The sequence below is a fragment of the Promicromonospora sp. NPDC050262 genome, from assembly GCF_040655935.1.
Classification (GTDB): domain Bacteria; phylum Actinomycetota; class Actinomycetes; order Actinomycetales; family Cellulomonadaceae; genus Promicromonospora.
This window is the reverse complement of sequence record NZ_JBFAKX010000001.1, coordinates 296,088-320,308: the sequence shown is the minus strand read 5'-3', so window position 1 is coordinate 320,308 and position 24,221 is coordinate 296,088. Positions and strand designations below refer to the sequence as shown.

At 72.7% G+C, this 24,221-nt stretch carries 17 protein-coding genes; 11 read left to right on the top strand and 6 right to left on the bottom strand.

Annotation, left to right across the window (positions count from 1 at the left end; translation table 11 throughout):
- The first annotated feature begins 109 nt into the window (after positions 1–109).
- Together AB0I29_RS01380 and AB0I29_RS01375 are read left to right on the top strand one after the other, a co-directional pair.
- A complete protein-coding gene (locus AB0I29_RS01380) occupies positions 110–982 on the top strand; it encodes an oxidoreductase (RefSeq protein ID WP_285101389.1) in 873 nt (290 codons plus the stop codon).
- 178 nt (positions 983–1,160) lie between these two features.
- Positions 1,161–3,938, top strand: a complete 2,778-nt coding sequence (locus tag AB0I29_RS01375; RefSeq protein ID WP_357477108.1) for a hypothetical protein — start codon at positions 1,161–1,163, stop codon at positions 3,936–3,938.
- Here the strand turns inward: AB0I29_RS01375 and AB0I29_RS01370 are convergent.
- The 3 genes from AB0I29_RS01370 to AB0I29_RS01360 all read right to left on the bottom strand — a co-directional run bounded on the left by AB0I29_RS01370 (position 3,922) and on the right by AB0I29_RS01360 (position 6,540).
- The gene (locus tag AB0I29_RS01370; RefSeq protein WP_285101393.1) at positions 3,922–4,446 is read right to left on the bottom strand and encodes a 2'-5' RNA ligase family protein; all 525 of its coding nucleotides are present in this window, start codon (positions 4,444–4,446) and stop codon (positions 3,922–3,924) included. The two genes, AB0I29_RS01375 and AB0I29_RS01370, sit on opposite strands and share 17 nt — an antisense overlap.
- Positions 4,447–4,483: 37 nt before the next feature.
- Positions 4,484–5,773, bottom strand: a complete 1,290-nt coding sequence (locus AB0I29_RS01365) for an MFS transporter (RefSeq protein ID WP_357477104.1) — start codon at positions 5,771–5,773, stop codon at positions 4,484–4,486.
- Between the two features lie 128 nt (positions 5,774–5,901).
- A complete protein-coding gene (locus AB0I29_RS01360; protein WP_357477101.1) occupies positions 5,902–6,540 on the bottom strand; it encodes a TetR/AcrR family transcriptional regulator in 639 nt (212 codons plus the stop codon).
- 82 nt (positions 6,541–6,622) lie between these two features.
- Here AB0I29_RS01360 and AB0I29_RS01355 point away from each other — a divergent pair, with 82 nt between their 5' ends.
- Entirely contained in the window at positions 6,623–9,745 is a 3,123-nt protein-coding gene (locus AB0I29_RS01355) for a glycoside hydrolase family 38 C-terminal domain-containing protein (protein ID WP_357477097.1), read from the top strand.
- A 61-nt stretch (positions 9,746–9,806) separates the two neighbouring features.
- Here the strand turns inward: AB0I29_RS01355 and AB0I29_RS01350 are convergent, their stop codons facing one another.
- Positions 9,807–10,943 carry a class I SAM-dependent methyltransferase gene (locus AB0I29_RS01350; RefSeq protein WP_357477094.1) on the bottom strand — a complete coding sequence of 379 codons (1,137 nt, stop codon included), beginning with the start codon at positions 10,941–10,943 and terminating at the stop codon, positions 9,807–9,809.
- A gap of 113 nt (positions 10,944–11,056) precedes the next feature.
- Here AB0I29_RS01350 and AB0I29_RS01345 point away from each other — a divergent pair, with 113 nt between their 5' ends.
- Positions 11,057–11,803, top strand: a complete 747-nt coding sequence (locus AB0I29_RS01345) for a hypothetical protein (protein WP_357477090.1) — start codon at positions 11,057–11,059, stop codon at positions 11,801–11,803.
- A 22-nt stretch (positions 11,804–11,825) separates the two neighbouring features.
- Here AB0I29_RS01345 and AB0I29_RS01340 read toward each other — a convergent pair whose 3' ends face one another.
- Positions 11,826–12,254 carry a hypothetical protein gene (locus tag AB0I29_RS01340; protein WP_357477087.1) on the bottom strand — a complete coding sequence of 143 codons (429 nt, stop codon included), beginning with the start codon at positions 12,252–12,254 and terminating at the stop codon, positions 11,826–11,828.
- Between the two features lie 292 nt (positions 12,255–12,546).
- On the opposite strand from AB0I29_RS01340, the gene AB0I29_RS01335 reads away from it, so the two are divergent.
- The 4 genes from AB0I29_RS01335 to AB0I29_RS01320 all read left to right on the top strand — a co-directional run bounded on the left by AB0I29_RS01335 (position 12,547) and on the right by AB0I29_RS01320 (position 20,934).
- Positions 12,547–15,942 carry a CARDB domain-containing protein gene (locus tag AB0I29_RS01335; RefSeq protein WP_357477084.1) on the top strand — a complete coding sequence of 1,132 codons (3,396 nt, stop codon included), beginning with the start codon at positions 12,547–12,549 and terminating at the stop codon, positions 15,940–15,942.
- A gap of 110 nt (positions 15,943–16,052) precedes the next feature.
- Positions 16,053–16,505 (top strand): GNAT family N-acetyltransferase, encoded by a 453-nt coding sequence (locus tag AB0I29_RS01330; RefSeq protein ID WP_357477080.1) that lies wholly within the window; start codon positions 16,053–16,055, stop codon positions 16,503–16,505.
- Between the two features lie 169 nt (positions 16,506–16,674).
- Positions 16,675–17,874 carry a DUF4190 domain-containing protein gene (locus tag AB0I29_RS01325; RefSeq protein ID WP_357477077.1) on the top strand — a complete coding sequence of 400 codons (1,200 nt, stop codon included), beginning with the start codon at positions 16,675–16,677 and terminating at the stop codon, positions 17,872–17,874.
- Positions 17,875–18,009: 135 nt separating this feature from the next.
- Positions 18,010–20,934, top strand: a complete 2,925-nt coding sequence (locus AB0I29_RS01320) for a hypothetical protein (protein WP_357477073.1) — start codon at positions 18,010–18,012, stop codon at positions 20,932–20,934.
- 24 nt (positions 20,935–20,958) lie between these two features.
- Here the strand turns inward: AB0I29_RS01320 and AB0I29_RS01315 are convergent, their stop codons facing one another.
- Entirely contained in the window at positions 20,959–21,228 is a 270-nt protein-coding gene (locus tag AB0I29_RS01315) for a hypothetical protein (protein WP_285101405.1), read from the bottom strand.
- Between the two features lie 26 nt (positions 21,229–21,254).
- Between AB0I29_RS01315 and AB0I29_RS01310 the strand changes: the two genes are divergently transcribed.
- The 3 genes from AB0I29_RS01310 to AB0I29_RS01300 all read left to right on the top strand — a co-directional run bounded on the left by AB0I29_RS01310 (position 21,255) and on the right by AB0I29_RS01300 (position 24,213).
- On the top strand, positions 21,255–21,776 hold the full coding sequence (locus AB0I29_RS01310; protein WP_285101407.1) for a CGNR zinc finger domain-containing protein: 522 nt from the start codon (positions 21,255–21,257) through the stop codon (positions 21,774–21,776).
- Between the two features lie 100 nt (positions 21,777–21,876).
- Positions 21,877–22,281, top strand: coding sequence for a Rid family hydrolase (locus tag AB0I29_RS01305; protein ID WP_357477069.1), 405 nt, complete (start codon positions 21,877–21,879; stop codon positions 22,279–22,281).
- A 1,038-nt stretch (positions 22,282–23,319) separates the two neighbouring features.
- Complete coding sequence (locus AB0I29_RS01300; protein WP_357477066.1) at positions 23,320–24,213, top strand: VOC family protein; 894 nt, start codon at positions 23,320–23,322, stop codon at positions 24,211–24,213.
- Positions 24,214–24,221 lie beyond the last annotated feature (8 nt).

Sequence of the window (24,221 nt, the reverse complement as noted above, 5' to 3'; positions counted from 1 at the left end):
CGAACCGGTCTTGGACGCCGCCGTGGTGGCGGCCGCACGATCGACGTCGGGGCCGGACGGCCGCACACCTGCCGTCGTCCGCGACTTCCACCGACGAGAGGCCACGATCGTGAGCACCACCGCTCCCACCCTGCCCGGCGGCACCTGGACCCTGGGGGACATGACCGTCACCCGCTTCGGCTACGGCGCCATGCAGCTCGCCGGTCCCGGGGTGCTGGGTCCGCCCGCCGACCGGGACGGCGCCCTCGCCGTCCTGCGCGAGGCCGTCGACCTGGGTATCACCCACATCGACACCGCCGGCGCCTACGGGCCGCGGATCACCAACGAGCTCATCCGCGAGGCCCTGCACCCCTACCCCGACACGCTGCACGTGGTCACGAAGGCAGGCGCCTACCGCGACGAGCAGGGTGGCTGGCCGGTCGAGCGCCGGCCCGACCAGCTCCGGCGGCAGATCCACAGCGACCTGGAGACCCTCGGGCTGAACACGCTGGACCTGGTCCATCTGCGCCTCGGCGACGCGTCGGGCCGGAAGGAGGGTTCGCTCGCGGAGGCCTTCGAGACGATGGCCGCGCTGCAGCAGGAAGGGCTGGTCCGGCACCTGGGCCTGACCAACGTGACCGCCCGTCAGGTCGCGGAGGCCCGGACCATCGCGCCGATCGTGAGCGTGCAGAACATGTACAACCTGGCCCACCGCGAGGACGACGGGCTGGTGGATCGGCTCGCCGCCGACGGCATCGCCTACGTGCCCTGGTTCCCGCTCGGCGGGTTCAGCCCGTTGCAGTCCGATGCGCTGACCGCCGTCGCCGCCCGGCTGGGCACCACGACGATCGCGGTGGCGCTGGCGTGGCTGCTCCAGCGCTCCGCCAACGTGCTGCTGATCCCGGGCACGTCGTCGGTCGCGCACCTGCGGGAGAACGTGGCAGGCGCGGGCCTGGTGCTCGGCGCGGACGAGCTCGCCGAGCTGGACCGGATCGGGGGATAGCGTGCTCGCCGGCGCGCACGATTCGATCATTACCGATCAGAATATTGACCTCGTCGTGCGCCCGGCCTACGTTCTGCCTGAGCAGAGCACGGGGTGATCGCGCGAAGCGATCACAAACGATCACCGCTGATCGTCGCCCCGTGCACCCGGTCCAGTCAACGACGACGGAGAGTGCCCCATGCCACGTCCCCACCGCCGCACGGCCAGATCCACCGCGGTCGCCGCGGTCCTCGTCCTCGCCGCGGGCGGCCTCCTGGCCCCCTCGGCGAGCGCGAGCGCACCGGGCGCCGCAGCCACGACGCCGTCGTCGACCACCGCAGCCCAGCCAGACCTGCCGGTGCTCCGGCTGGACGACCCCTCGATCGACTGGCGGGAGCTCCTGGTCGACGGCGACGACGTGGAGCGCCGCGCCGACGGCGGCGCGTACAACACGTTCGGCGGGTTCGGCTCGGTGTCCTGCAACAACACCTCCAACCTGCTGCTCGACTACAAGGAGGAGCAGCCGGAGGCCTACTGGCGGATCATGCGGATGCTCTTCGACCCGGTCACGGGCGCGGGGCTCAAGCACATCAAGGTGGAGCTCGGCGCGGACAGCAACAGCTCGTCGGGGGCGGAGCCGGCCACGAAGCGCAGCGCCGACGAGCCCGCGAACGTGCTGCGTGGCGCCGGCTTCCACTTCATCGCGGACGCGCTGACGATCAACCCGGACATCGAGACCGAGGCGCTGCGCTGGGGCGAGCCGTCCTGGACCGGGAACGACCCGGTGAAGCGGTACCAGTGGTACAAGGAGACGATCGACGCCGCGTACGACACGTACGGGGTGGAGCTCGACTGGATGAGCCCGTCGCAGAACGAGGTGCGCGGCGCGACCTACCAGGCGTCCGAGCTGGCGTGGACCGTGCGGTTCGCGCAGTGGCTGGAGCGGGACGCCGCGGCGCCGGACGCCCGCTACGACTACTCGCACATCAAGATCGTGGCGCTGGACTCCTACCGCGAGGGCGACGCCGTCGCGGCGCGCATCCTGGCCGACCCGGCGGCGCTGGAACAGGTGGACGCGCTCGCCTTCCACTACGACATCGTCGGCGGGCCCAACGTCACGCGGCTGAACAAGGAGTTCGGCAAGGAGGTCCTGTACTCCGAGGGCGTGGCCCCGATGATCGACCCGCAGTACCGGGTCGCGGCCGACCCGGCCCGCGGCGGCGTGGGCGGCACGGTCTCGGCCGCCGACATCGCGGACCGGTTCATCAACGCCTACCGCTGGAGCGGCGCCGGGAACGACCCCGCGCACATGACCACGTTCCTGTTCCAGCCGGCGGTCAGCGCCATGTACGAGGGCACGCAGTACTCGCCCAAGCACCTGGTGCGGGCCTCCGACCCGTGGTCCGGCTACTGGGAGGGCGATGTCGGCCTGGTCGCCGTGCGGCACTTCCACCAGTTCGTCGGGGACGGCTGGGAGTACGTCGAGGGCGCCACGGGCGGCGACGGCACCAAGGGCGACGGCGGCACCAACGTCGACACGTCGACCCGCACCGTTCTGACCGCCCGCACGCCCGCGGACGCCGACGGCGAGGCGCAGTGGTCGCAGGTGCACGCCAACAACACCCGCACCGACCGGTACTTCGAGGTGAAGGTCGCGGACCTGGGCCCGGCCGACCGGCCGCTGTACGCGTGGGAGACGCGCGGGCCGGACGCCGGCCAGGAACACGACGAGAACTACTTCCAGAACACCGACGTCTATGAGCCGGTCCGCACGGAGACGGTCGGCGGTGTCGAGCACGACGTCTACCGCGTCAAGGTCCCGGCGTACTCGATCGTCACGCTGTCCACGCTCGCGCACGGTGTGGCCGGCGCCACGGAGCCGTACGCGCCGGGCGACTTCGCGCCCGACGCCGAGGACACGATCCTCCCGCTGCCCTACCGGGACGACTTCGAGTACGCCGGGTACCCGGTGAAGCAGGTCGGCGGGCAGAAGATGACCTACCTGGAGCGGCGGGGCGGCACGCCACGCTACACGGCGGACCAGGACGGCGCGTTCGAGGTGGTCGACGCCGGCGACCGCCGCAAGGGGCACGTGCTCCAGCAGCAGATCCACGCGGGCAACCGCGGGTTCACCTGGAACGTCTGGGGCAACGGGCGCCAGGACGTGCTCCAGACGGCGGCTCCGTCGACCGTGCTGGGTGACCACCGCTGGGCCGACTACACCGCGGCGGTGGACTTCCGGCTCGACGCCGTGGACCGCGACGCGGCGCTGGAGAACTTCGCCGGGCTCGGCGTGCGCCAGGTCTACGCCCGCGGCGGCGACCAGGCCACCTACGCGGTCCGCGTGCACGAGGACGGCCGCTGGCAGCTACGCAAGCTCGACCAGGTCGTGGCCTCGGGCACGGTGGCCGGGTTCGACGGCGGCCGGTGGCACCGGCTCGCGGTCGAGGCGCGGGGGAACATCGTGACGGCGACCCTCGACGGCGACCGGTTCGCCCGGTGGACCGACGCCGGGGCGAACCCGGTGCTGACCGGCCGGATCGCCCTGACCAGCGGGTTCTACAACACGCAGTACGACAACCTCGCGGTCACCGCGGTGCCGGGCCACGCCTGGGCGTCGGAGAAGATCGACGACTCGGACGCGCGGCTGACCTACCCCGACGGCTTCACGTTCACCCAGGCGGGCTACGCGCACTTCAACCGGACGCAGCACGTCCTGAGGGCGGGCCAGTCGGTGGACGTGGCGTTCACCGGCACCGGCCTGAACCTGTTCGGTGCCACGGCGGCCGCGACGCTGGAGGTGGCCGTGGACGGCGGCGCGCCCACGACCGTGCAGGTCGGGCCTGCGGGCACCCGCGAGACGTCGTACTGGCTGCGCGACCTGCGGCAGCGGTCGCACACGGTCGCGGTCCGCGTGGTCGGCGGCACCTTCACGCTCGACGGCGTGGACGTGCTGTCCGTCAGGGGACGATCCTGAGCGGGTAGGCGATCCCGGTCCCGGCGTCCACCAGCGCGGCCCGGCTCAGCGTGCCGGTGAGCGGCACGATCTCGTAGACCGCCTCCAGCACCAGCGGCGTCTGGTCGAGCCGGGCGCGGGTGGCCACGGTGACGTGCGGCGTCCAGACGCCGGGCACGTAGTGCTTGTGCAGCTCGTCGTCGGTCGCGCCGAGCGCCTCGACGACCCGCTCCTGGCGGGCCGCGAGCGCGCTCGTCACCGCCGGGACCAGGCTCATCCGGCCCCGGCGGAACGCGGCGACGGCGTCGAACCGCACGGTCGTGGGGCCGGCGTCGGGCAGCGCCTCCATGGCGGCGCGCACCTTGTCCAGGTCCCAGGAGCGCAGCACCGCCAGGGAGAGGTGCGGCACGTGCCGGCGGTGGGTGTGGCCGGCGAGCGTGGGCACGCCCTGGTCCTCGAGTCGCTGCCACAGCCGTCGCAGGACCCGCTCGGTGGGCCTGTCGAAGAGCAGGCAGACGGCCAGCGCCACGAGGACAGCCTAGGACGGTGGCCGCCCGCCGCGGCGGCTACCGCACCTGCTTGACCCGCGTGACGCTGATCGCGCCCAGGACGCCGAGGAGGGCGCCGCTGAGGAACAGGCCCGGATAGCCGAACGCGGCGATCAGGCCGGGTGCCGCGACCGGGATCAGCGACTGGGGGAGCGACTGCGCGAGGTTGGCCACGCCCAGGTCCTTGCCCGCGGTGTCCGAGCTGGGCAGCACGTCGGCGATCAGGGCCAGCTCGACGGCGAAGAACGCGCCCAGGCCCGCGCCGAGCACGAGCTCGCCGAGCAGCACGACCTCGATCGACGGCGCCAGCGCGATCACCGTGAGCCCGACGATGGCGATCGCCGCGGAGACGATCACGAACGGCTTGCGGCGCCGGAGGCGGTCCGAGAGCCAGCCGAGCAGGGGTGCGACGAGCACGATGCCGACCGCGTTGGCGAGGATCGCCTGGAAGACCAGGGTGGGTGCCTCGGCGTCGGACACCCCGAACTGGGCGATGAGGAAGTACGTGAGGTAGCTGGTCGCGGTGAACTGCGTCGTGGTCAGGAAGAACCGCGTGAGCCACGCCCAGCCGAAGTCCGGGTTCTTGCGCGGGTCGAAGACGAACGAGCCGAGGAGGGCCCGCGGACCGAAGGGCTCCCGGGTGCGCTCCGTGCGCACCCGGTCCTTGACGGGCGCCACCATGACGACCATCAGCACCACGCCGATCAGGCTGGGCACCAGGTACTGCACCAGCCCGGACGGGAAGAGCTGCACGAGGAACGTCGCGGCGACGCCGCCGACATTCTGCGCCAGGCTGATGAACGACGCAGTCCGCCCGCGCCGCTCGGGACCGACCTGGTCCGGGAGCATGGCCACGAGCGCCGCGAGCGCGAAGTTCAGGCCGACCTGCGCGATGCTCCATCCCACGAGCACCAGCGGTACGTTCGGTGCGAAGGCGATGACGACGATCCCGGCGTAGCCGACGGCGGCACCCGAGAAGATCCACGGCTTGCGCATGCCGAGGCGGCTGGTCGTCCGGTCCGAGAACCGTCCCGCCAGGGGGTTGGCGATGAGCGAGAAGACCGCGCCGACGCCGAGGATCAGGCCGAGGTCGGCGGCGGCGTTGTCCAGGTCGAGCTCGCGCAGCCGCAGCGCGATGGTGACGACGAGCGGCGGGACCAGGGCGATCGAGAACCCGAGGATGGCCAGCGGGACGGCGACCTGGGGATAGCGCGAGCGCAGTGTCCCGGCGCCGGGCGCCGGGGTCGGGGGAGCGGCGACGGCCGTCGGGCCGCCGTCGGTGGGCACGGGATGGGGGTTCTCGTCCACGTCGACTTCTCTCTGCGAGCATTCCGGGCTGCGGTGCCCGGGCAGGAGTCAACGTAACACCAAAAAGTTCCGCGTGGAACTTTTTGGTGGCCCGCCTCTCGTCGGCCGTCTCGCGCTCCCGTCCGTCCCTACCCCTCGGCCGGCCGCAGGAGGTTCTCCAGGAGCGTCATCCCCTGGAGCATGTCCACGTCCGGGTCGAGCAGCCACTGCGTCGAGAGCCCGTCCATGGCGGCGATTACCAGGGAGGCCGCCACCTGCGGTGAGATGTCGGACCGCACGGTGCCGGCGGCCTGCGCGACGCGCAGGATCGCCAGCGCCTCGTCGCGCAGCGACCGGTAGCGGTCGACGAAGAACGTGCGGGAGTGCTCGTTGTCGGACTCCAGCGCCCGGGCCACCATGCTGTGCCGCAGGGCCATGAGTCCCGGCGTCCGCCGGGCGTAGGCCTCCAGGTGCGCGGTGAAGTCGGTCGGGGCGGCGCCGCTCTCGCGGGCGTCGGCCAGGGCCTGGCGGTCCTTCTCGCGGAGCACCTCGAGGAAGAGCTCCTCGCGGGTCTCGAAGTACCGGCGCAGGGCGGCGTGGCTCACGCCGATCGCCTCGCCGATCGCGCGCAGGCTGGTGCCCTCGGACCCCAGCTCGGCGAACACCCCGATGGTGCGGTCGAGGATCTGCTGCCGGCGCAGGATCCCCTTGGGGTACCTGCCGCGCGGTCGTGACCGGCTCTCCGGTTCCGTGCTCACGGGCGCCTCGGCGCGCTCGCTCTGCGACACGTCCCACCTCCATGTTGCTCGCCGGACCTCAACCTATCAGCGCGAAAAGTTCCACGCGGAGCTTTTCTGTTACGGTGCCCTCATGAACGACAACGCCGTCCAGGTCGAGCACCGGGTCAACAACACGGTCCGCGACCTCCTCGTACCCGCCCTCTTCCCGCGCAGGGCGCCCGTCCGTGTCACGGCCTGGGAGGTGCCCGACGAGCCCGTGCCCTTCGCGGAGGCCGTGCGGCACGAGTTCACGCCGTTCGAGGTGGGTCAGGCCTGGAGCAGGCCCTGGGGGACCACGTGGTTCCACGTCACGGGCGCCGTCCCGGACGGCTGGGGGCGGGCGGGCACCACCGTCCAGCTCTTCGTCGACCTCGGCTTCTCGCGCCTGATGCCCGCCTTCCAGGCGGAGGGCCTGCTGTACCGGCCGGACGGCTCGATCATCAAGGGCGTCGAGCCGTTCAACCACGTCGTCGACGTCGACGGCGACACGGTCGACGTCTTCGTGGAGGCGGCGTCCAACCCGAACATGCTGGAGCACTTCTTCGCCTCGGCACCGCCCACCCCGGCGGCGGGGATGGCGGCGGCGCTCCCGGGGACCTTCCTGCCCGCCGGCGCCTCCCACATCGCGCGCCTGGGCCACAAGGCGACGGCCGGCTCCGAGCCCGTCTACACGCTGCGCGACGTGACGCTCGTCGAGCGCGACCTCGACGTGGACGCGCTGCTGAGCGACATCTCCGCGCTGGTCGGCCTGGCGCGCGAGCTCGACCCGGGGCTCCCGCGCCGGGCCGAGATCGTGCGCGCGCTGGAGCGGGCGTGCGACGCGATCGACCCGGACGACGTCGCGGCGACCGTGGCGGCCGCCCGGGGCGAGCTCGCGGCCGTGCTCGCCGCCCCGGCCCATGCGACCGCCCACTCGATCGTCGCCGTCGGCCACGCGCACCTCGACTCCGCCTGGCTGTGGCCCACGCGCGAGACCGTGCGCAAGTGCGCCCGCACGTTCTCCAACGTGCTCGACCTGATGGACGCCGACCCCGACTTCGTCTTCGCCTGCTCCAGCGCGCAGCAGCTCGCGTGGGTCAAGGAGTACTACCCCCAGCTCTTCGAGCGCATCCGGGCCCGGGTCGCCGAGGGGCGGTTCGTCCCCGTGGGCGGCATGTGGGTGGAGAGCGACACGAACATGCCGGGCGGCGAGGCGCTGGTGCGCCAGTTCCTGCACGGGCAGGGGTTCTTCCTCCGCGAGTTCGGGACGCTCGCGCGGGAGGCCTGGCTGCCCGACTCCTTCGGGTTCACCGCGGCCTTCCCGCAGATCGCGCGCTCGGCGGGCACGGACAGCTTCCTCACCCAGAAGATGTCCTGGAACGACACCAACCGGATGCCGCACCACACCTTCCTCTGGGAGGGCCTGGACGGCACCCGGCTCTTCACGCACTTCCCGCCGAACGACACCTACGGCTCGGACCTCGGCGCCGCCGACCTGGCCAAGGCGCAGCGGCAGCACACCGAGAAGGCGACGTCGAACACGTCGGTCACCCTGTTCGGCTGGTCCGACGGCGGCGGCGGGCCCACCCGCGAGATGATCGCCGCCGCGCGGCGCACCCGGGACCTCGAGGGCTCCCCGCGGGTGACGCTCGGCGCGCCGGCCGACTTCTTCGCGGCGGCCAAGGAGAACCTGCCCCGGCCCGCCGTCTGGACCGGCGAGATGTACCTGGAGACCCATCGGGGCACCTACACCTCCCAGGCCCGGACCAAGCTCGGCAACCGGCGCAGCGAGCACCTGCTGCGGGAGGCCGAGCTGTGGAGCGCGACGACCGCCGTCCGCGGACTGCTCGACTACCCCTACGAGCGGCTCGACACGATCTGGCACACGGTGCTGCTGCAGCAGTTCCACGACATCCTCCCCGGCTCGGCGATCGCATGGGTCCACGAGGAGGCCGAGGAGGCCTACCGGCGGGTCGGCGAGGAGCTGGAGGGCATCATCGCGTCCGCCCAGCGGGCGCTCGCCGGCGACGGGGGAGCCGCCGTCGTCTTCAACGCGGCACCGTTCGACCACGGGGACGTGCCGGCGCTGGGCGCCGCCGTCCTCGCCCCGCAGGACGTCGCCGCGGGGCAGGGTGCGGGGCCGGGTGCCGGCCCGGGTTCGACGCCGAACGTGGCCCCGGCCGCCGTGCCCGGCGGCTACCGCCTGGACAACGGCCGCCTCTCGGCGCGCTTCGACGCCGCGGGGCTGCTGGTCTCCCTGGTCGATCTGTCGTCGGGCCGCGACCTCGTCCCCGACGGCGAGCAGGCAGCGCTGCTGCAGGTCTTCCGGGACCGCCCCAACATGTTCGAGGCGTGGGACATCGACCGCTCCTACGCCAACGCCGTCACCGAGCTGCGCACCCCGGACACGGTCGAGGTCACGGGCGACGCCCTGACCGTGACGCACACCCACGGCGGCTCCACGATCGTCCAGCGGTTCCGGCTGGCCGCCGGCGCCGCGGAGCTGCAGGTCGAGACGGAGGTCGACTGGCACGAGCAGGAGAAGCTGCTCAAGCTCGCCTTCCCCGTGGACGTGCGCGCCGACGACTTCGCCTCCGAGATCCAGTTCGGGCACGTCATGCGCCCCACCTTCGCGAACACGTCCTGGGACGCCGCGCGGTTCGAGACCGTCGCCCACCGGTGGGTGCACGTCGGCGAGCCGGGGTTCGGGGTGGCCGTGGCCAACGCGTCCACGTACGGGCACGACGTGACGCGCTCCACGCGCGCCGACGGCGGCACGACGACCCTGGTCCGGCAGTCCCTGCTGCGGGCGCCGAAGTTCCCGGACCCCGAGGCCGACCAAGGGGCCCACGTCTTCCGGACCACGATCGGCCCGGCGGCGACGGTGCTCGACGCCGCGGCCGCCGGCTACCGGCTCAACCTCCCGGCGCGGCACGTTCCGGGGGACCCGGACGCCGTCGTCGACCCGATCGTGACCGTCTCGGCGCCCTCGGTCCTGGTCGAGTCGGTGAAGCTCGCCGAGGACCGGTCGGGCGACCTCGTCGTCCGGCTGTACGAGGCGCAGGGCGCACGGACCGCGGTCACCCTCGGGCTCGGCACGCCCTTCTCGGCGGCGTGGCGCACCGATCTCCTCGAGCGCGACCTGGGCGAGCAGTCCTGGGCGGGCGGGGAGCCGATCGGCCTGGAGCTGCGCCCGTTCCAGATCGCGACCGTCCGCGTGCGGACGACGTCCTGAACCGTCAGGCCACGGGGCCGGCGGGGCGGGGGCCGGCCGGCGACGGCGGCGGGTCCCAGCTCTAGGACGTCCCCGCCTCCTTCATCCGGTAGAAGCGGAAGAACCCGAAGTCCTCGATCGGCAGCACCTCGAACTCGCTGAACCCGGCGGCCGCGCCGTACTCCCGCAGCAGGGACGGCCGCATCACCGTCCCGGTGGCCGCGCTCGGCCGGCTGGAGCGGCCGTCGGGCAGGCAGACGAAGAGGCTGAAGCCGTACATCATGCGCTCGAGCTCGTCGCCGTGCGGCGCGAACGACTCGGCCACGGCCTCGTCCATCACGATCAACGGCGCCCCCGGTGCGAGAGACGCCCGGACGGCCGCGAGCACGTCGACCGGGCGGGGCAGGTCGTGGACGCACTCGAAGGCGAAGGCCGCGTCGTACCGGCCGGCCGGCAGCTCGGCGGCGTCGCCATGGGAGAAACGGACCCGGTCGGCGACGCCGGCGGCGCGTGCGTTCTCGGTGGCCATCGCCACCGACGGCGCGTCGATGTCGATGCCGTGGACCGTCGCGCCGGGGTACGCCCGGCCGAGGGCGATGCTGGACCAGCCGCCGCCGGAGCCGACGTCGAGCACCTGGGCGCCGGGTCGCGCGAGCCGCTCGTGGAGGTCGGCGACGCCGGCGAGCGCGTCGGCCAGCCGGTGCTCGAACCACGGCCGGTTCGCGTCCGCCTGACCCTCGCGGGCATGGTCGCCGAGGTCGTCCCAGCTCACGCCGTCGCCGGTACGGTAGGCGGCCAGCAGCTGGGGGAGAGCAGGGCCGACGGCCCCGAACATCCGTCCCACGGGGGCCAGGAAGTTGAGGCTGTCCTGGTTGGTCAGCACATCCGCGGTGCCCGGCGGGATGCTGAAGACGCGTTCGTCAGGGGTGCCGTCCGAGTCGAGGTGCAGCAGACCGGTGACGGTCTGCTGCTCCAGCCACTCCCGCGCGTAGCGGGCGTCCGTGCCGGTGCGCTCGGCGAGCTGGGGCGGTGTCGCGGGGCCGTCGTCGGCCAGCGACCGGTACCAGCCCAGGCGGTCGCCCAGGAACGTCGACATCAGGTCGACGGTGCCGAGGACGGCGCCGAAGAGGCGTTCGGCCACGGCATCGGCGGAGGGTGTGTCGGTCGGTGTCGCGTCCGTCGCCGCGTCGGTCGAGGCCGCGTCCGGGGTGGGATCCATCTCTCCACGGTCCGCCTGTCGCGCGCGGCCCACCACTGCGGGAGCGGGGGATCTTTCCGGGCGCGCGGCACGGCGGCTCAACGGTTGTCGGCTCTCGGGCCGGCGGCGACGGCATGTCGGACCTGGTCGAGCTCTACTGTGTGCAGGTGCAGCATGTCTGGGTTAGTCCCCGTCCGGGCGGTTTTCTGGCGTTCGCCTGGTTCGTTGAGAACGTGACGTCGCCGATCTTCATCACGCGCAGCCTGGCAATCGGCACGGCGCCCGAGTCGGGAATCGATCGGTGGGTCGTCGTCGTCGACCCCTCCGCGCCGCCGGATGCGCTCGCGGCTGCTCAAGGCCGGCTCGTTGAGGTCGGGCGCAGGGCGCGGTTGCGCTACGTGCCGGCCCGCGTGTTGACCGGGTTGTTCTACGCCTGGCCCGTGCTCTTCATTGCCCTCGTGGCCGCAGCCGGCCAGGCTGCGGGCGGCGACACCCGGGCGGCCTTCGACGACGCGACACCGGTGACTCTCACGTACCTCGCGGTTCTCGGGATCGCAGCTTTTGTCGCCGGCTGGCTCGCCCGCGGTTCCGTCCGCGAGATCCGAGAGCTGCGCGTCGACCGGACGGCGCGCAGCGCGGTGCTGGGCCGGAACCGCGACGTGCTGCGCCTGATCTCGCGGTTCGACCAGCTGGGCGTCGTCGAACGGCGGATGTTCCTGGACCACCTGTGGAGCGTCGCAACGGCCGACCAGGCGCGCTCCCGCTACCTCGCCGGCGACACGCCCTTCGACGAGACCGAGTTCGCGGCACTGCGACGTGACGTCGAGGCGGCCGAGGCGGCGCTCGGCCGCTGGGCGACCACCGCACAGGTTCACGTCTGAGCGGCCCGTGCCCCACCAGCTGCTACCGGTCCCCGATCCCCCGGTAGTGCGCGTGCGCCCGCGCCCGTAGCTCCGGCGTCGCCGCCGCGCGGAGCGCGTCGAAGTACTCGCGCAGCGGCTGGCCGGTCTCGATCCAGCGCAGCTCCGCCTTCGACACGTAGTCGCCGCAGCCGGTGCAGAACGAGCGGTCACCGTAGAGGAACGGGTTGGCGAGGTAGCTGCGGACGATCTCCTCGGGCATGCCCGTGCCCGCTCCGCAGACCAGGTGGCGGTAGGCCTGGGGGACGCCGTCGAGCGAGCCCTCGTACCGGGCATCAGGCGTCAGGGTCACGTGCTCCTTCTGCTGGCCGTCCCGGCGGCGCCGCTGGTGCCACCACGAGTGCAGACGGAGCGTGGCCGGCGAGACGGCCAGGTGACAGAACGGGCAGGTGAGGCGTGCGGCGTCGGACATGCGGGCCATGATGCCAGCGCTTCCGGGTGGCTCCGGACCCTTGACGTCCCAGGTTTCGCCCTCGTAATATCCGAACCGCAAGACTGCAAGAACTTGACAGACAACGAGCACAAAGCAGTGCGCGTACTGCAACTCTGCACTCTCGCCCCCGGCACGCAGCCCTCTTCGGGCTGCCTCGGTGGCGCCGACCCGACCCACCCAGGACGTCGACGCACCAGCCGGTCGCGCCGTCGTCGGGCGCCGTTGCCCGTGGGTGGCCGAGCCCGCCACCGGCGGGAGAACGAGGACGTTCATGAGAATCCCCTGGAAGCACACGGTCGTGACGGGCGCCGCGCTGGCGCTCGTCGCGCCGCTCGGCCTGGCCGCCGTCGCGCACGCCGCGGACGCCACCAACCTCGCCCTCGGCAAGCCGATCACGGCGTCGTCCGTGACGCAGAACTACGTCGCGGGCAACGCGAACGACGGGAACACCGCCTCCTACTGGGAGGGCGCGGGCGGGCAGTACCCGGCGCACCTCACGGTCGACCTCGGGCGGGACTCCGACGTCGAGCGCGTCGTCGTCAAGCTCCCGCCGCCCGCCGCGTGGTCCCCGCGCACCCAGACGTTCAGCGTGCTCGGCCGGTCCGACGGCGAGTCGTCGTACCGGACGCTCAAGGCCTCCGCGTCGTACGGCTTCGACCCCGCGACCGGCAACACGGTCGAGATCCCGCTCGACGCCGAGGCCGACGAGGTGCGCCTCGCGTTCAGCGCCAACACCGGCGCGGGCAACGGCCAGGTCTCCGAGCTGCAGGTCTGGGGCACGCCCACGGGCGACCCGACCGACCCGCCGGACCCGACTGATCCCACCGACCCGACCGGCACCAACTACGCCCTGAACCGGCCCGCGGCGGCGTCGTCGACCGAGTGGACGTACGTCGCGGCGAACGCCGTGGACGGGCAGGCCGGCACGTACTGGGAGGGTGCCGGCGGGCAGTACCCGTCGACGCTCGACGCCTCGCTGGCCGCGCCCACGCAGGTCAGCAGCGTGCGCGTGCGGGTCAACCCGGACGCCGCCTGGGGCGCGCGCACGCAGACGTTCTCCGTCTGGGGGCGCTCGGGAACCGGCGCGTGGCAGGAGATCAAGGCGTCCGCCGGGTACGCGTTCGCACCCGCGAGCGGCAACCTCGTGGACATCCCGGTCACCGGCACCGTCACCGACGTGCGCCTGCGCTTCACCGGCAACACGGGGGCGGGCAACGGCCAGGTCGCCGAGCTCGAGGTCTACGGCGCCCCGGCGCCCAACCCGAACCTCACGGTCACGGCGGTGACGGCGTCCCCGGCGTCGCCCACGGCGACCACCCCGGTGACGCTCACCGCGACCGTGAAGAACACGGGTGACCGGGCGTCGGCGGCCACGTCGCTGGACGGGAAGATCGGCGGCAGCACAGCCGGCTCGGCGGACGTCGCCGCGCTCCAGCCCGGCGCGACAGCCCAGGTGACGGTAGCGGCCGGCACCCGGCCCGCGGGCGAGTACACGGTCGGCGCCGTCGTCGACCCCGGCAACACGGTGGCCGAGCAGGACGAGACCGACAACGCGTTCACGGCCACGGCGAAGCTCGTCGTGGGCGAGGCGCCCGGGCCCGACCTGGAGGTCGTCTCGGTCTCCTCCAACCCGGCCAACCCCGCCGTCGGTGCGGCCGTGTCCTTCTCGGTCCAGGTGCGCAACCGCGGCAACCAAGCGGTCGCGGCCGGTTCCGTCACGCGCGTGGTGGCGGGTTCGACCACCCTGAACGGCACGACGCCTGCCGTCCCGGCGGGCGGCACCGTCACGGTCACGCCCTCGGCGACGTGGACGGCGACCAACGGCGGCGTCACGGTGACGGCCACGGCCGACGCGACCGACGTCGTCGACGAGACGAACGAGGAGAACAACACCGGCACGCTCGCGGTGACCGTGGGCCGCGGCGCCGCCGTGCCGTACACCACCTACGAGGCCGAGGCCGGCCAGTACACGGGCGCGCTGCTGCAGACCGACCCGCTGCGCACGTTTGGGCACACCAACTTCGCGACCGAGTCGTCGGGCCGCGAGTCGGTGCGGCTGAACAGCACCGGCCAGTACGTGCAGTTCACGTCGACCAACCAGACCAACTCGATCGTCGTCCGCAACTCGATCCCCGACGCCGCCGGCGGCGGGGGACAGGAGAAGACGATCAGCCTCTACGCGGACGGCCAGTTCGTGCAGAAGCTGACGCTGTCGTCCAAGCACTCGTGGCTGTACGGCACGACCGACCAGCCCGAGGGCCTCGTCAACACGCCGGGCGGTGACGCGCGCCGCCTCTTCGACGAGTCGCACGCCCTGCTGAGCCGGTCCTTCCCGGCGGGCACGGTGTTCAAGCTCCAGCGCGACGCCGGGGACGACGCCGCGTTCTACATCATCGACCTGGTCGAGCTCGAGCAGGTGGCGCCGCCCACCTCGAAGCCCGCGCAGTGCACGTCGATCACCGAGTACGGCGCGGTCCCGAACGACGGGCTCGAGGACACGGCAGCAATCCAGGCCGCCGTCACCGCGAACCAGGAGGGCGAGATCGACTGCGTGTGGATCCCGGCGGGCCAGTGGCGCCAGGAGAAGAAGATCCTCACCGACGACCCGCTCAACCGCGGCACGCACAACCAGGTGGGCATCAGCGACGTCACGATCCGCGGCGCGGGCATGTGGCACTCGCAGCTCTACAGCCTCATCAAGCCGCACCTCGCCCCGGGCGTCATCAACCACCCGCACGAGGGCAACTTCGGGTTCGACATCGACGACAACGTCCAGATCTCCGACATCGCGATCTTCGGCTCCGGCGACATCCGCGGCAACAACGGCCAGGAGGAGGGCGGCGTCGGCCTCAACGGGCGCTTCGGCCAGAACACGAAGGTCACCAACGTGTGGATCGAGCACGCGAACGTCGGCGTGTGGGTGGGTCGCGACTACACCAACATCCCCGAGCTGTGGGGGCCGGGCGACGGCGTCGAGTTCTCCGGCATGCGCATCCGCAACACCTACGCGGACGGCATCAACTTCAGCAACGGCACGCGCAACTCGCTCGTGTTCAACTCGTCGTTCCGCAACACCGGCGACGACGCGCTGGCCGTCTGGGCCAACCCGTACGTCAAGGACCGCAACGTCGACATCGGCCACGACAACGCGTTCCGCAACAACACCGTCCAGCTCCCGTGGCGGGCCAACGGCATCGCCATCTACGGCGGCTACGACAACTCCATCGAGAACAACCTGGTCTACGACACGATGAACTACCCCGGCATCATGCTGGCGACCGACCACGACCCCCTGCCGTTCTCGGGGACCACGCTCATCGCCAACAACGGCCTGTACCGCACGGGCGGGGCATTCTGGAACGAGGACCAGGAGTTCGGGGCGATCACGATCTTCCCGCAGACCCACGACATCGTGGGCGTCACCATCCGCGACACGGACATCGTCGACTCCACCTACGACGGCATCCAGTTCAAGAACGGCGGCGGCAACATGCCCGACGTCCGCATCACGAACGTGCGGATCGACCGGTCGAACAACGGCTCCGGCATCCTCGCGATGGCCGGCGCCCGCGGCAACGCGATCCTGTCGAACGTGACCGTCACCAACTCCCGTGACGGGGACGTCGAGAAGGAGCCGGGTTCGCCGTTCGTGTTCACCGGCCAGTAGCTCGCCCCAGCAGCTCACCGCGCTCAGCAAGGACGACGACGGCGGGGTGTCGGCACGTCGTGCCGGCGCCCCGCCGCCGAGTGTCAGAGGTGACGCGTACCTTCGGAGGCATGGTGCTGCGACTCGAGGAACTGAGCGTCGACAACCTCGGCGACGTCCTGCGCCTGCCGCCGCAGGCCGGTGACGACGAGCCGGTCGCGTCCACGGCCTGGTCGGTCGCCGAGGCGTACGTCCACCCGACCGCCTGGCCCCGGGCGGTGACCGACGACGGCGCGGTGGTCGGCTTCGTCATGGCCAACTGGAGCCCCGAGGAGCCGGAGCCGGCCTTTCGTGCGGGTATCTGGCGGCTGAACGTCGCGACGGCGGCTCGCGGGCGCGGCGTGGGGCGGTTCGCCGTCGAGCAGGTCGCCGCCGAGGCCCTGCGGCGCGGTCTGGACCGGATCACGGTCCTGTGGGACGCGACCCATGCCAGGAGCCCGGAGCGGTTCTACGTGAGGTGCGGGTTCCGGCCCACGGGCGAGCTGCTGGGCGAGGTGGTCGGGGAGCTCGACCTGCGGACGTGAGGCGGGCGGGGGACCGGTCGGAATTTCACCCCGGGAGTCCTGTCCTGAACGGGCTTTTTCCGATACTTGTCCGGGCTTGACCCGTACGATTCTCAGCCAGGGAGCGCCGGTCGTTCCGACGGAACGGGTGCCGGCTACAGACGCGCGACGCGGCGACGGGGGTACACGGGTGGACGAGCGGGAGTCGGAACGGACCCAGGACCTGCGGTTCACCGCGCCGGAGCCGCCGGTCGGGGACACGCGGCCGATGGCGCCGCCGTCGTCCGCCGCAGGGTCCACCCCGCCGTCCGCCGCCCCTGGGCCCACCCCGCCGTCCGTGGTGCCGCGCCCGTACGAGCCGTATCCGCAGGGGTCCTACCAGCAGGCGCCGTACCAGCACACGCAGTACCAGCAGCCGCCGTACGCGCCCGGCACCGGGCCGGCGGCACCGACCAACCCGCAGGCGACGGCAAGCCTCGTGCTGGGGATCTCGTCGCTGTTCCTCGGCCTGCTGTTCGTGCCCTCGATCCTCGGCGTGGTGCTCGGGGCCGTGGGGGTCGCGCGCGCGGGCCGCACCGACCCGCCGATCGGGCGGGGTGCGGCGATCACCGGGATCATGCTCTCGCTGGCCGGCGCCGTCCTCGGTGTGTTCGCCGCGGCGGCCGTGACGGACTTCGTGACCGACACGGCGCGGACGATCGTCGAGGAGGGCGTCACCACGCCATCGGAGGAGGACGACGGCGTCCCGACCCCCGCCCCGGAGGAGTTCGTCCGGCTCGACGCGGCGCAGTGGGAGTCCATCGCCAAGAACCCCGACGAGGCCCAGGGGCGTGCCGTCGTGGTGTTCGCCGAGGTCATGCAGTTCGACGGCAGCACGGGCCCGGACCGCTTCCTGGCGGGCGCGGGTGTGGACCAGCCGGGCTCCGCGTACGAGCTGGAGACCCAGTCCGTCTTCGTCGCCGAGGAGGCCCTGCTCGACGGCGTGGAGGCCGGCGACGTGCTGAAGATCCACGCCGTGGTGGACGGGTCCTTCACGTACGAGAACCAGATCGGTGGCGCCTCGACGGTCCCGGCGCTGACCGTCGCGAAGATCGAGGACGTCGGCCTGGCCGACCTGAGCAAGGACGTCGAGTTCGGGGCGATCGAGCTCATGGCGCCCGCCCTGAACAGGGTGCCGGTCACCGTGACGAACAGCGGCCCGCGGGCGTTCGACTACTTCATCCACGTGGTGGTCGAGAGCAGGGACGGCAGGACGACGTACGACACCGGCACGGCCTTCGTCCGGGCCGTGAAGCCGGGAGCGACGGCCGAGACGTCCGTCGACTTCTTCGTGGACATCCCGGCGGGCGCCGTCGTCCGCGCCGAGCTGGTGGAACGGTACGACGGGTGACGGCCTTCCGGCGCTGACTCGCCTCATCTTGTCATTCGTCATACATCTCATTAGTCTGTGGCGGCCGGGCATGTTAGCGCTCACAAAGATGGGGCGGCCCGGCGCAGCGGCACGGATACGAGGGAGTAGTCCAGCATGCAAGCCACCCATACCCCCGAGCGCCTGGGACCATCGGCGCGGACGCCGGGCTCACGGCGGGGCAGCAGACGACGGGGCCTCACGGCGTCGGTCCTGGCCGGGGCCCTGCTCGCCGCGGGCGCTCTGGCGGGCAGCGTCTCGGCCGCCGCCGAGGTCGCCCCGGCCGACACCGCCGCCGCGACCATCGTCGTCGACGGCGCGAGCGGCGGCCGCACCTACGACGGCGTCGGCGCGATCTCCGGCGGCGGGGCGACGTCCCGGCTGCTGCTGGACTACCCGCGCGAGGAGCGAGCGGAGATTCTCGACTACCTCTTCACGCCGGGCTACGGGGCGTCGCTGGAGATGCTGAAGGTCGAGATCGGCGGCGACACCAACACGACCGACGGCTCGGAGTCGAGCCACGAGCACGTGCGCGGCGAGGTGAGCTGTGACGCGGGCTACGAGTGGTGGCTCATGCGGGAGGCGGTCAAGCGCAACCCGGACATCACGCTCGGTGCCCTCGCCTGGGGCGCACCCGGTTGGCTGGGTGACGGCGAGTACTACTCGCAGGACACGATCGACTACTTCGTCGACTGGCTCGACTGCGCGGCCGGGCACGGGCTCACCATCGACAACGTGGGCATCCGCAACGAGCGCGAGTACGAGGCGCAGTGGGTCAAGGACTACCGCGCGGCCCTCGACGCGGCCGGCTACACGGACGTGCGGATCATCGCCTCCGACGAGGCCGCGCGCCGCGGGGAGTGGCCCATCGCCGTCGACATGGCGAACGACCCGGAGCTCTTCGACGCCGTGGACCTGCTCGGCAACCACTACTCGCGCGGGCCCAGCTCCGCCACGGCCCAGGCGCTGGGCAAGCCGCTGTGGATCTCCGAGGGCGGGCCGTGGTCGGCCGAGTGGGGCGCGGGCGGCTCGTCCGCCTCGGTGCCCTCGCTCATCAACCACGCCTACCTCGAGGGCCGCATCACCGGCGTGAACTTCTGGAACCTGCTCACGGCCTACTACGACGGCCTGAGCATCTCCGACGCGGGCCTGATGCGGGCGAACACCCCCTGGTCGGGGGCGTACCAGGTGCAGTCCGCGATCTGGGCGGTCGCGCAGACCACGCAGTTCGCCGAGCCGGGCTGGCAGCACCTGGACGCGTCGTCGGGCTACCTCGACGCGGCCGACACCACGCAGGGCAGCTTCGTCACGCGCAAGGCGCCGCGCGGCGGTGACTGGAGCACCGTGATCGAGACGATCGGCGCGGCCGCGCCCCGCACGGTCACGCTCTCGGCGGAGGGCGGGCTCAAGGAACGCGACCTGCACGTCTGGCAGTCGACGGCGGAGGACCGGCTGGTCCGGCAGCCGGACCTCCGGCGCGCCGCCGACGGCACGTACTCGGTGACCGTTCCTGCGAACGCGGTGGTCACGGTGACCACGGTCAGCGACAAGGGCGCGGGCAAGGGCGCGGCCAAGGGTCTCGGCGACGCCGAGGGCGGGCACGAGTCCGCGTTCCCGTTCCCGTACGAGAACAGCCTCGCCGACGGCGGTCCCAGCGGGCAGACGCCGTACTTCTCCCAGATGGAGGGCGCCTACGAGGAGCGTCCGTGCGCGGGCGACCGTAGCGGCACGTGCCTGACGCAGGTGTCGCCGCAGCCCGCGATCTCCTGGGCGGCGTGGAAGAAGCCGACCGGGATCCTGGGCGACCTGAACTGGTCCGACTACTCGGTGGGTGTCACGGCGTACGTGCCCGCGGGCGGCACGGCCGAGGTGCTGGGCCGCGTGTCGAACGACGCGATGCAGCCGGTGCCGAACGGTTACGGCCTGAGCCTGGGCGCCGACGGCACGTGGTCGCTCGGCCGGGGCGAGCCCGGCGGGCGGGCCTGGCTGGAGCTCGGCACGGGGACGCTGGACGGCGGGTCCGGCGGCGAGGGTGCCGGCGCCGGCTGGCACGACCTGGAGCTGTCCTTCGACCAGGACGTGATCACCGCGACGGTCGACGGCGCGCAGGTTGCCGAGGTCACCGACTCCACCTGGACGTCCGGCATGGTCGGGCTCTCGGGCGACTACGCGCCGGTGCAGTTCGCCGACCTCGCCGTCGGCCCGCTCCGGCCGGTCGCGACGATCGACGACGCCGATGCGGCGATCGCCTACGAGGGCGACGGCTGGACCCACTGCTCGGCGGGTGCGCGGCACGGGGACCGGTGCCCCGCCGTGACCGCCAGGCAGCTCCGCGACGCCGTCGGCGGCACGGTCAGCGCGAGCCGCGACCGCGGCGACGCCCTGACCGTGACCTTCGACGGGACGCAGGCCACGCTGACCGGTGTGGCCGGGCCGCGAGGCGGGACGGCGAGGATCTCGATCGACGGGAACGAGCCCGTGACGGTGTCCTACGCCGATCGCGGCGCGGTGGAGTGGCGCACCCCGGTGCTGGTCGACGGCCCGCACGCCCTGCGGTTCGAGGTGGCTTCCGGGCGCTCCGGCGGCTGGGTCTCGGTCGACCGGGTCGACGTCGCGCCCGGGGGCGGCGGGACGAGCTCGGTGGACGACCAGAGCGAGGGCACCGGCCAGGGCCGCCTCGACTACCACGGGGACGGCTGGCTGAGCTGCCCCGGCTGCATCAACCGCACGGGCCTGTACCACTCGTCGGTGACGTCGACGACGGTGGCCGGCGACTCCGTGGACTTCCGGTTCTCGGGCTCGTCCGTGGACCTGTACGGGCTGCGCGCCTCCAACCAGGGGCTCGCCACCGTGCTGGTCGACGGCGTGGAGGTCGGTGCCGCCGACTTCTACGGCCGCACCCGCGTGGGCAACCAGCTCATCTGGTCGAGCCCCGACCTGGGCGCCGGCGAGCACACGCTGACCCTCGTGGCGACGGGTCAGGGCAGCGAGTCGGCCTCCGGGACAGGCGTCAACGTGGACCGGCTGGTGGTGCGCCGGTAGTCCGAGGCCGTTCCGCCGGCGTCGTCACGCCGGCGTCGGCGCCCGCGACGCGCCGCCGGCCGCCCTGCTCAGGGGCGCCGGCGGCGCGTCCGTGCGCCGCTGCAGGTCCACGCGGTGCGCTCCGCACGCCGTGCACCGCACGTAGAGCACGTATCCGGCCGAGGTCCGGTGCCGCGAGTCCGTGGTCCACGCGTGCTCGTGGCCGACGTCGCGGGCGGTGCCGGCGGCGCTTCCGGTGCCGGCGGAGGTGGTGGCAGTGGTGCGGAGCGTGGAACCGGTCCCGGTCGTCGTCATGCACCTCACGATGCTGTAATGGCCTTGTGCATCTCAACCCTTACGGCGAGTACGCGGTGCTGCTCGCGGCGTCCCTCGCCAACGACTGGCCCGACGACCGGGCGGGCATCGAGGCACGCACGCGTGAGTTCGGCATGACGATGACGTTCCTGGAGGTGCCGGAGGACCACGCGCGCTCCCGCGAGGCGATCGACGACTGGCTGCGTGTCGTGGACACCCCCGACCCGGCCGAGCGGGCCGCACTGCTGAACGCCCAGATGGCCGCCGTCGCCGCCTACCCCCGGCTGACGAACCACGACGGGGAGGACTGGCACCTGCACTACCGGGACGACAACCAGGTGCTGTCCGCGGTGCTGCGCGCCGTGATCGGTGTGGGCACCTCGCTGCACCTCGTCACGCGCGGGATGCACCGGCTGGGGCGGTGCGCGTCGGAGCCGTGCACCAACGTGGTGGTCGACGTCACCCGGAACGGGCGGCAGCGGTACTGCTCCGTGCGCTGCGCCAACCGGGCGGCGGTGCGCCGGCACCGGGAGCGGGCGGTCCCGTAGCTCCGGCGGTCCCGGTCGCACGCCGCCGCCGGATCGCGGGCGGGCGCTCGCCGGGTGACTAGGACAGCGGTTGTCCTCCACCACGCCTAACGTGGCCGGCATGGACCAGATCGAGCTGTTGCAGCCAGAAGGACTCGTGAAGAGCCCCGCCTTCAGCCACGTCGCCGTCGTCCCGCCCGGGGCCACGACGATCCACGTGGGCGGGCAGAACGCCGTCGACGCGACCGGTCAGCTGGTCGGCGGCGACGACGTCGGGGCGCAGACCCGGCGGGTCATGGAGAACCTGACCACGGCGCTCGCCGCCGCCGGAGCCGGCATCGAGCACCTGGTGAGCGTGACCGTCGTGCTCGTCGAGGGCGTCGACATCAACGCCGCCTACGGCGCGGCGTCCGCCTCGCTCGCCGGGCTGCCCGAGCCGCCGTTGGTCATGGGCATGTTCGTCCGCGGGCTCGGCGTGCCGGGCGCGCTGGTCGAGGTGTCGGCGCTCGCGGCCGTGGTGCGCTGATCGCCGTCGCCGTCGCCGTCATCGTTACCGTCGCCGTCGGCCCGGTCGCGCGTGCGGGCGATGCCGACGGCCACGCCGACCGCCAGGGCCACCAGCCAGAGCAGCGCGCGCCAGTGGAGGACGATCAGATGCGTGCCCGGCTCGGCGAACGCCGCCCGGAAGGCGTCCCAGGCGATCATCAGCGGCCCGTCCGGGTTGGCGGTCAGCCAGGTGGCCCCGGGGTAGACCGAGCTCGCCGCCGTGTAGAGGGCGGGGGCGGCCGACTGTGCGACCCAGAACACGAGGAGCGCCGGGACCCACGACAGCCACGACCAGCGGCTGCGCGTGACGCTGACGCCGAGCACCACGCCGAGAAGCACGAACACGAGCACGGTGACCGTGTGCCCGAGGCTCAGCCCGCCGGTGCGCAGGCCGCTCGTGGCGAGGCGCAGGACGTCCTGCGCGAAGAACACCGGGGCCGCGAGCCAGAACCCGCGCAGCCACACCGGGCCGAGCACGGCGAACAGGCCCGCGAGCAGGCCCAGCAGCGACGCGGCCAGGGCGACGAGGAAGGTCGCCTGGGCCACCACGGTCCCCGCGGAGCCTGCCCGCCACGTGGTCGCGAGCAGCGCGTCGAGGTGCTGGGCCTGGCCGATCAGCCAGATGGCGCCCGCCACGACGACGATCCCCAGGGCGCCGGCGCCCGCCGCCCAGCGGGGCCTCGGGCTGAGCCACGACGTGCAGAGCGCGGCGGCCGCGCCGGCGAAGGCCACCGTCGCGACGGCCGAGGCCTCGGGCATGCTCGGCGTGGAGACGGCGGCGAGCAGCGCCGCCTGCGGGCCCGCACCCACCACCAGCCACGTCACCGGCGCGATGAGCAGGAAGAACCAGGGCGAGATCCGAGCACGCCGGGTGGTCGTCGACATGCGGCGGATTGTTTCACACAGTTCGGGCGGAAGATCCTATTTGTCCCATCCGGTGACCTGCGCGACCGGCCCGGCGGCGGATGCCGGCCGGGCGAGGCAGGATCAGAAGAGCGGAACCGACCTGGAGGACGTCATGGCTGACACACCCACCACGCCCCGGACCTACCCGCACGGCGTGCCCAGCTGGGTCGACCTGGAGACACCGGACGTCGACGCGGCGCTCGGCTTCTACGGCGACCTGTTCGGCTGGAGGTTCACCGAGATGCTGCCGCCCGGCACGCCGGAGCGCTACGCGGTCGCGTCGCTGGACGGCACGGACGCGACCGCGGTCGCGGCGATCGCCACCCCCTCCGCGGGCCTCGACGGCGAGGTCGCGTGGCACACCTACGTCGCCGTGGACGACGTCGACGCCACGGCCGGGCGCGTCCCGGAGCTGGGCGGCGTCGTGAGCTCCGGGCCCGAGGACGTGGGACCGCCGGGCGAGCCCGCCGGGCGGATGGCGCGGATCGTCGACCCGCAGGGGGCGCCCAGCCGGCTGGTCCAGGCGGGCACCCGCCCCGGCGCACAGGCCGTCAACGCCCCGAACACGTGGAACTTCAGCAACCTGTTCACCCCGGACGTCGACGCCGCGCTGCGGTTCTACGGCCCGCTGCTCGGCTGGGAGCGCAGCGACGACCTCGGCGCCGGCATGGCGCGCGTCCCCGGTTACGGCGACCACCTGGCCCGTACGGTCGATCCCCGCATCCTGGAGCGGCAGGAGTTCGTCCCTCCGGGTTTCGCCGACGTCGCGGCCGGGATCCTGCGCGGCGAGGGGCCCGCGCACTGGTCGGTGGCCTTCGCCGTCGCCGACCGGGACGCCTCCGTCGCGGTCGCGGAGGGCTCCGGCGCGACGGTCCTGGGCACGGAGGACGGCGAGTGGAGCAAGGAGGCGGTGATCCGCGACCCGTTCGGCGCCGAGCTCGTGCTCGCGCAGTTCGATCCGCCGGACTCGTACCTCGAGGCCGAGCGACAGGCCCCGAAGGCCTGAGCCCCGGA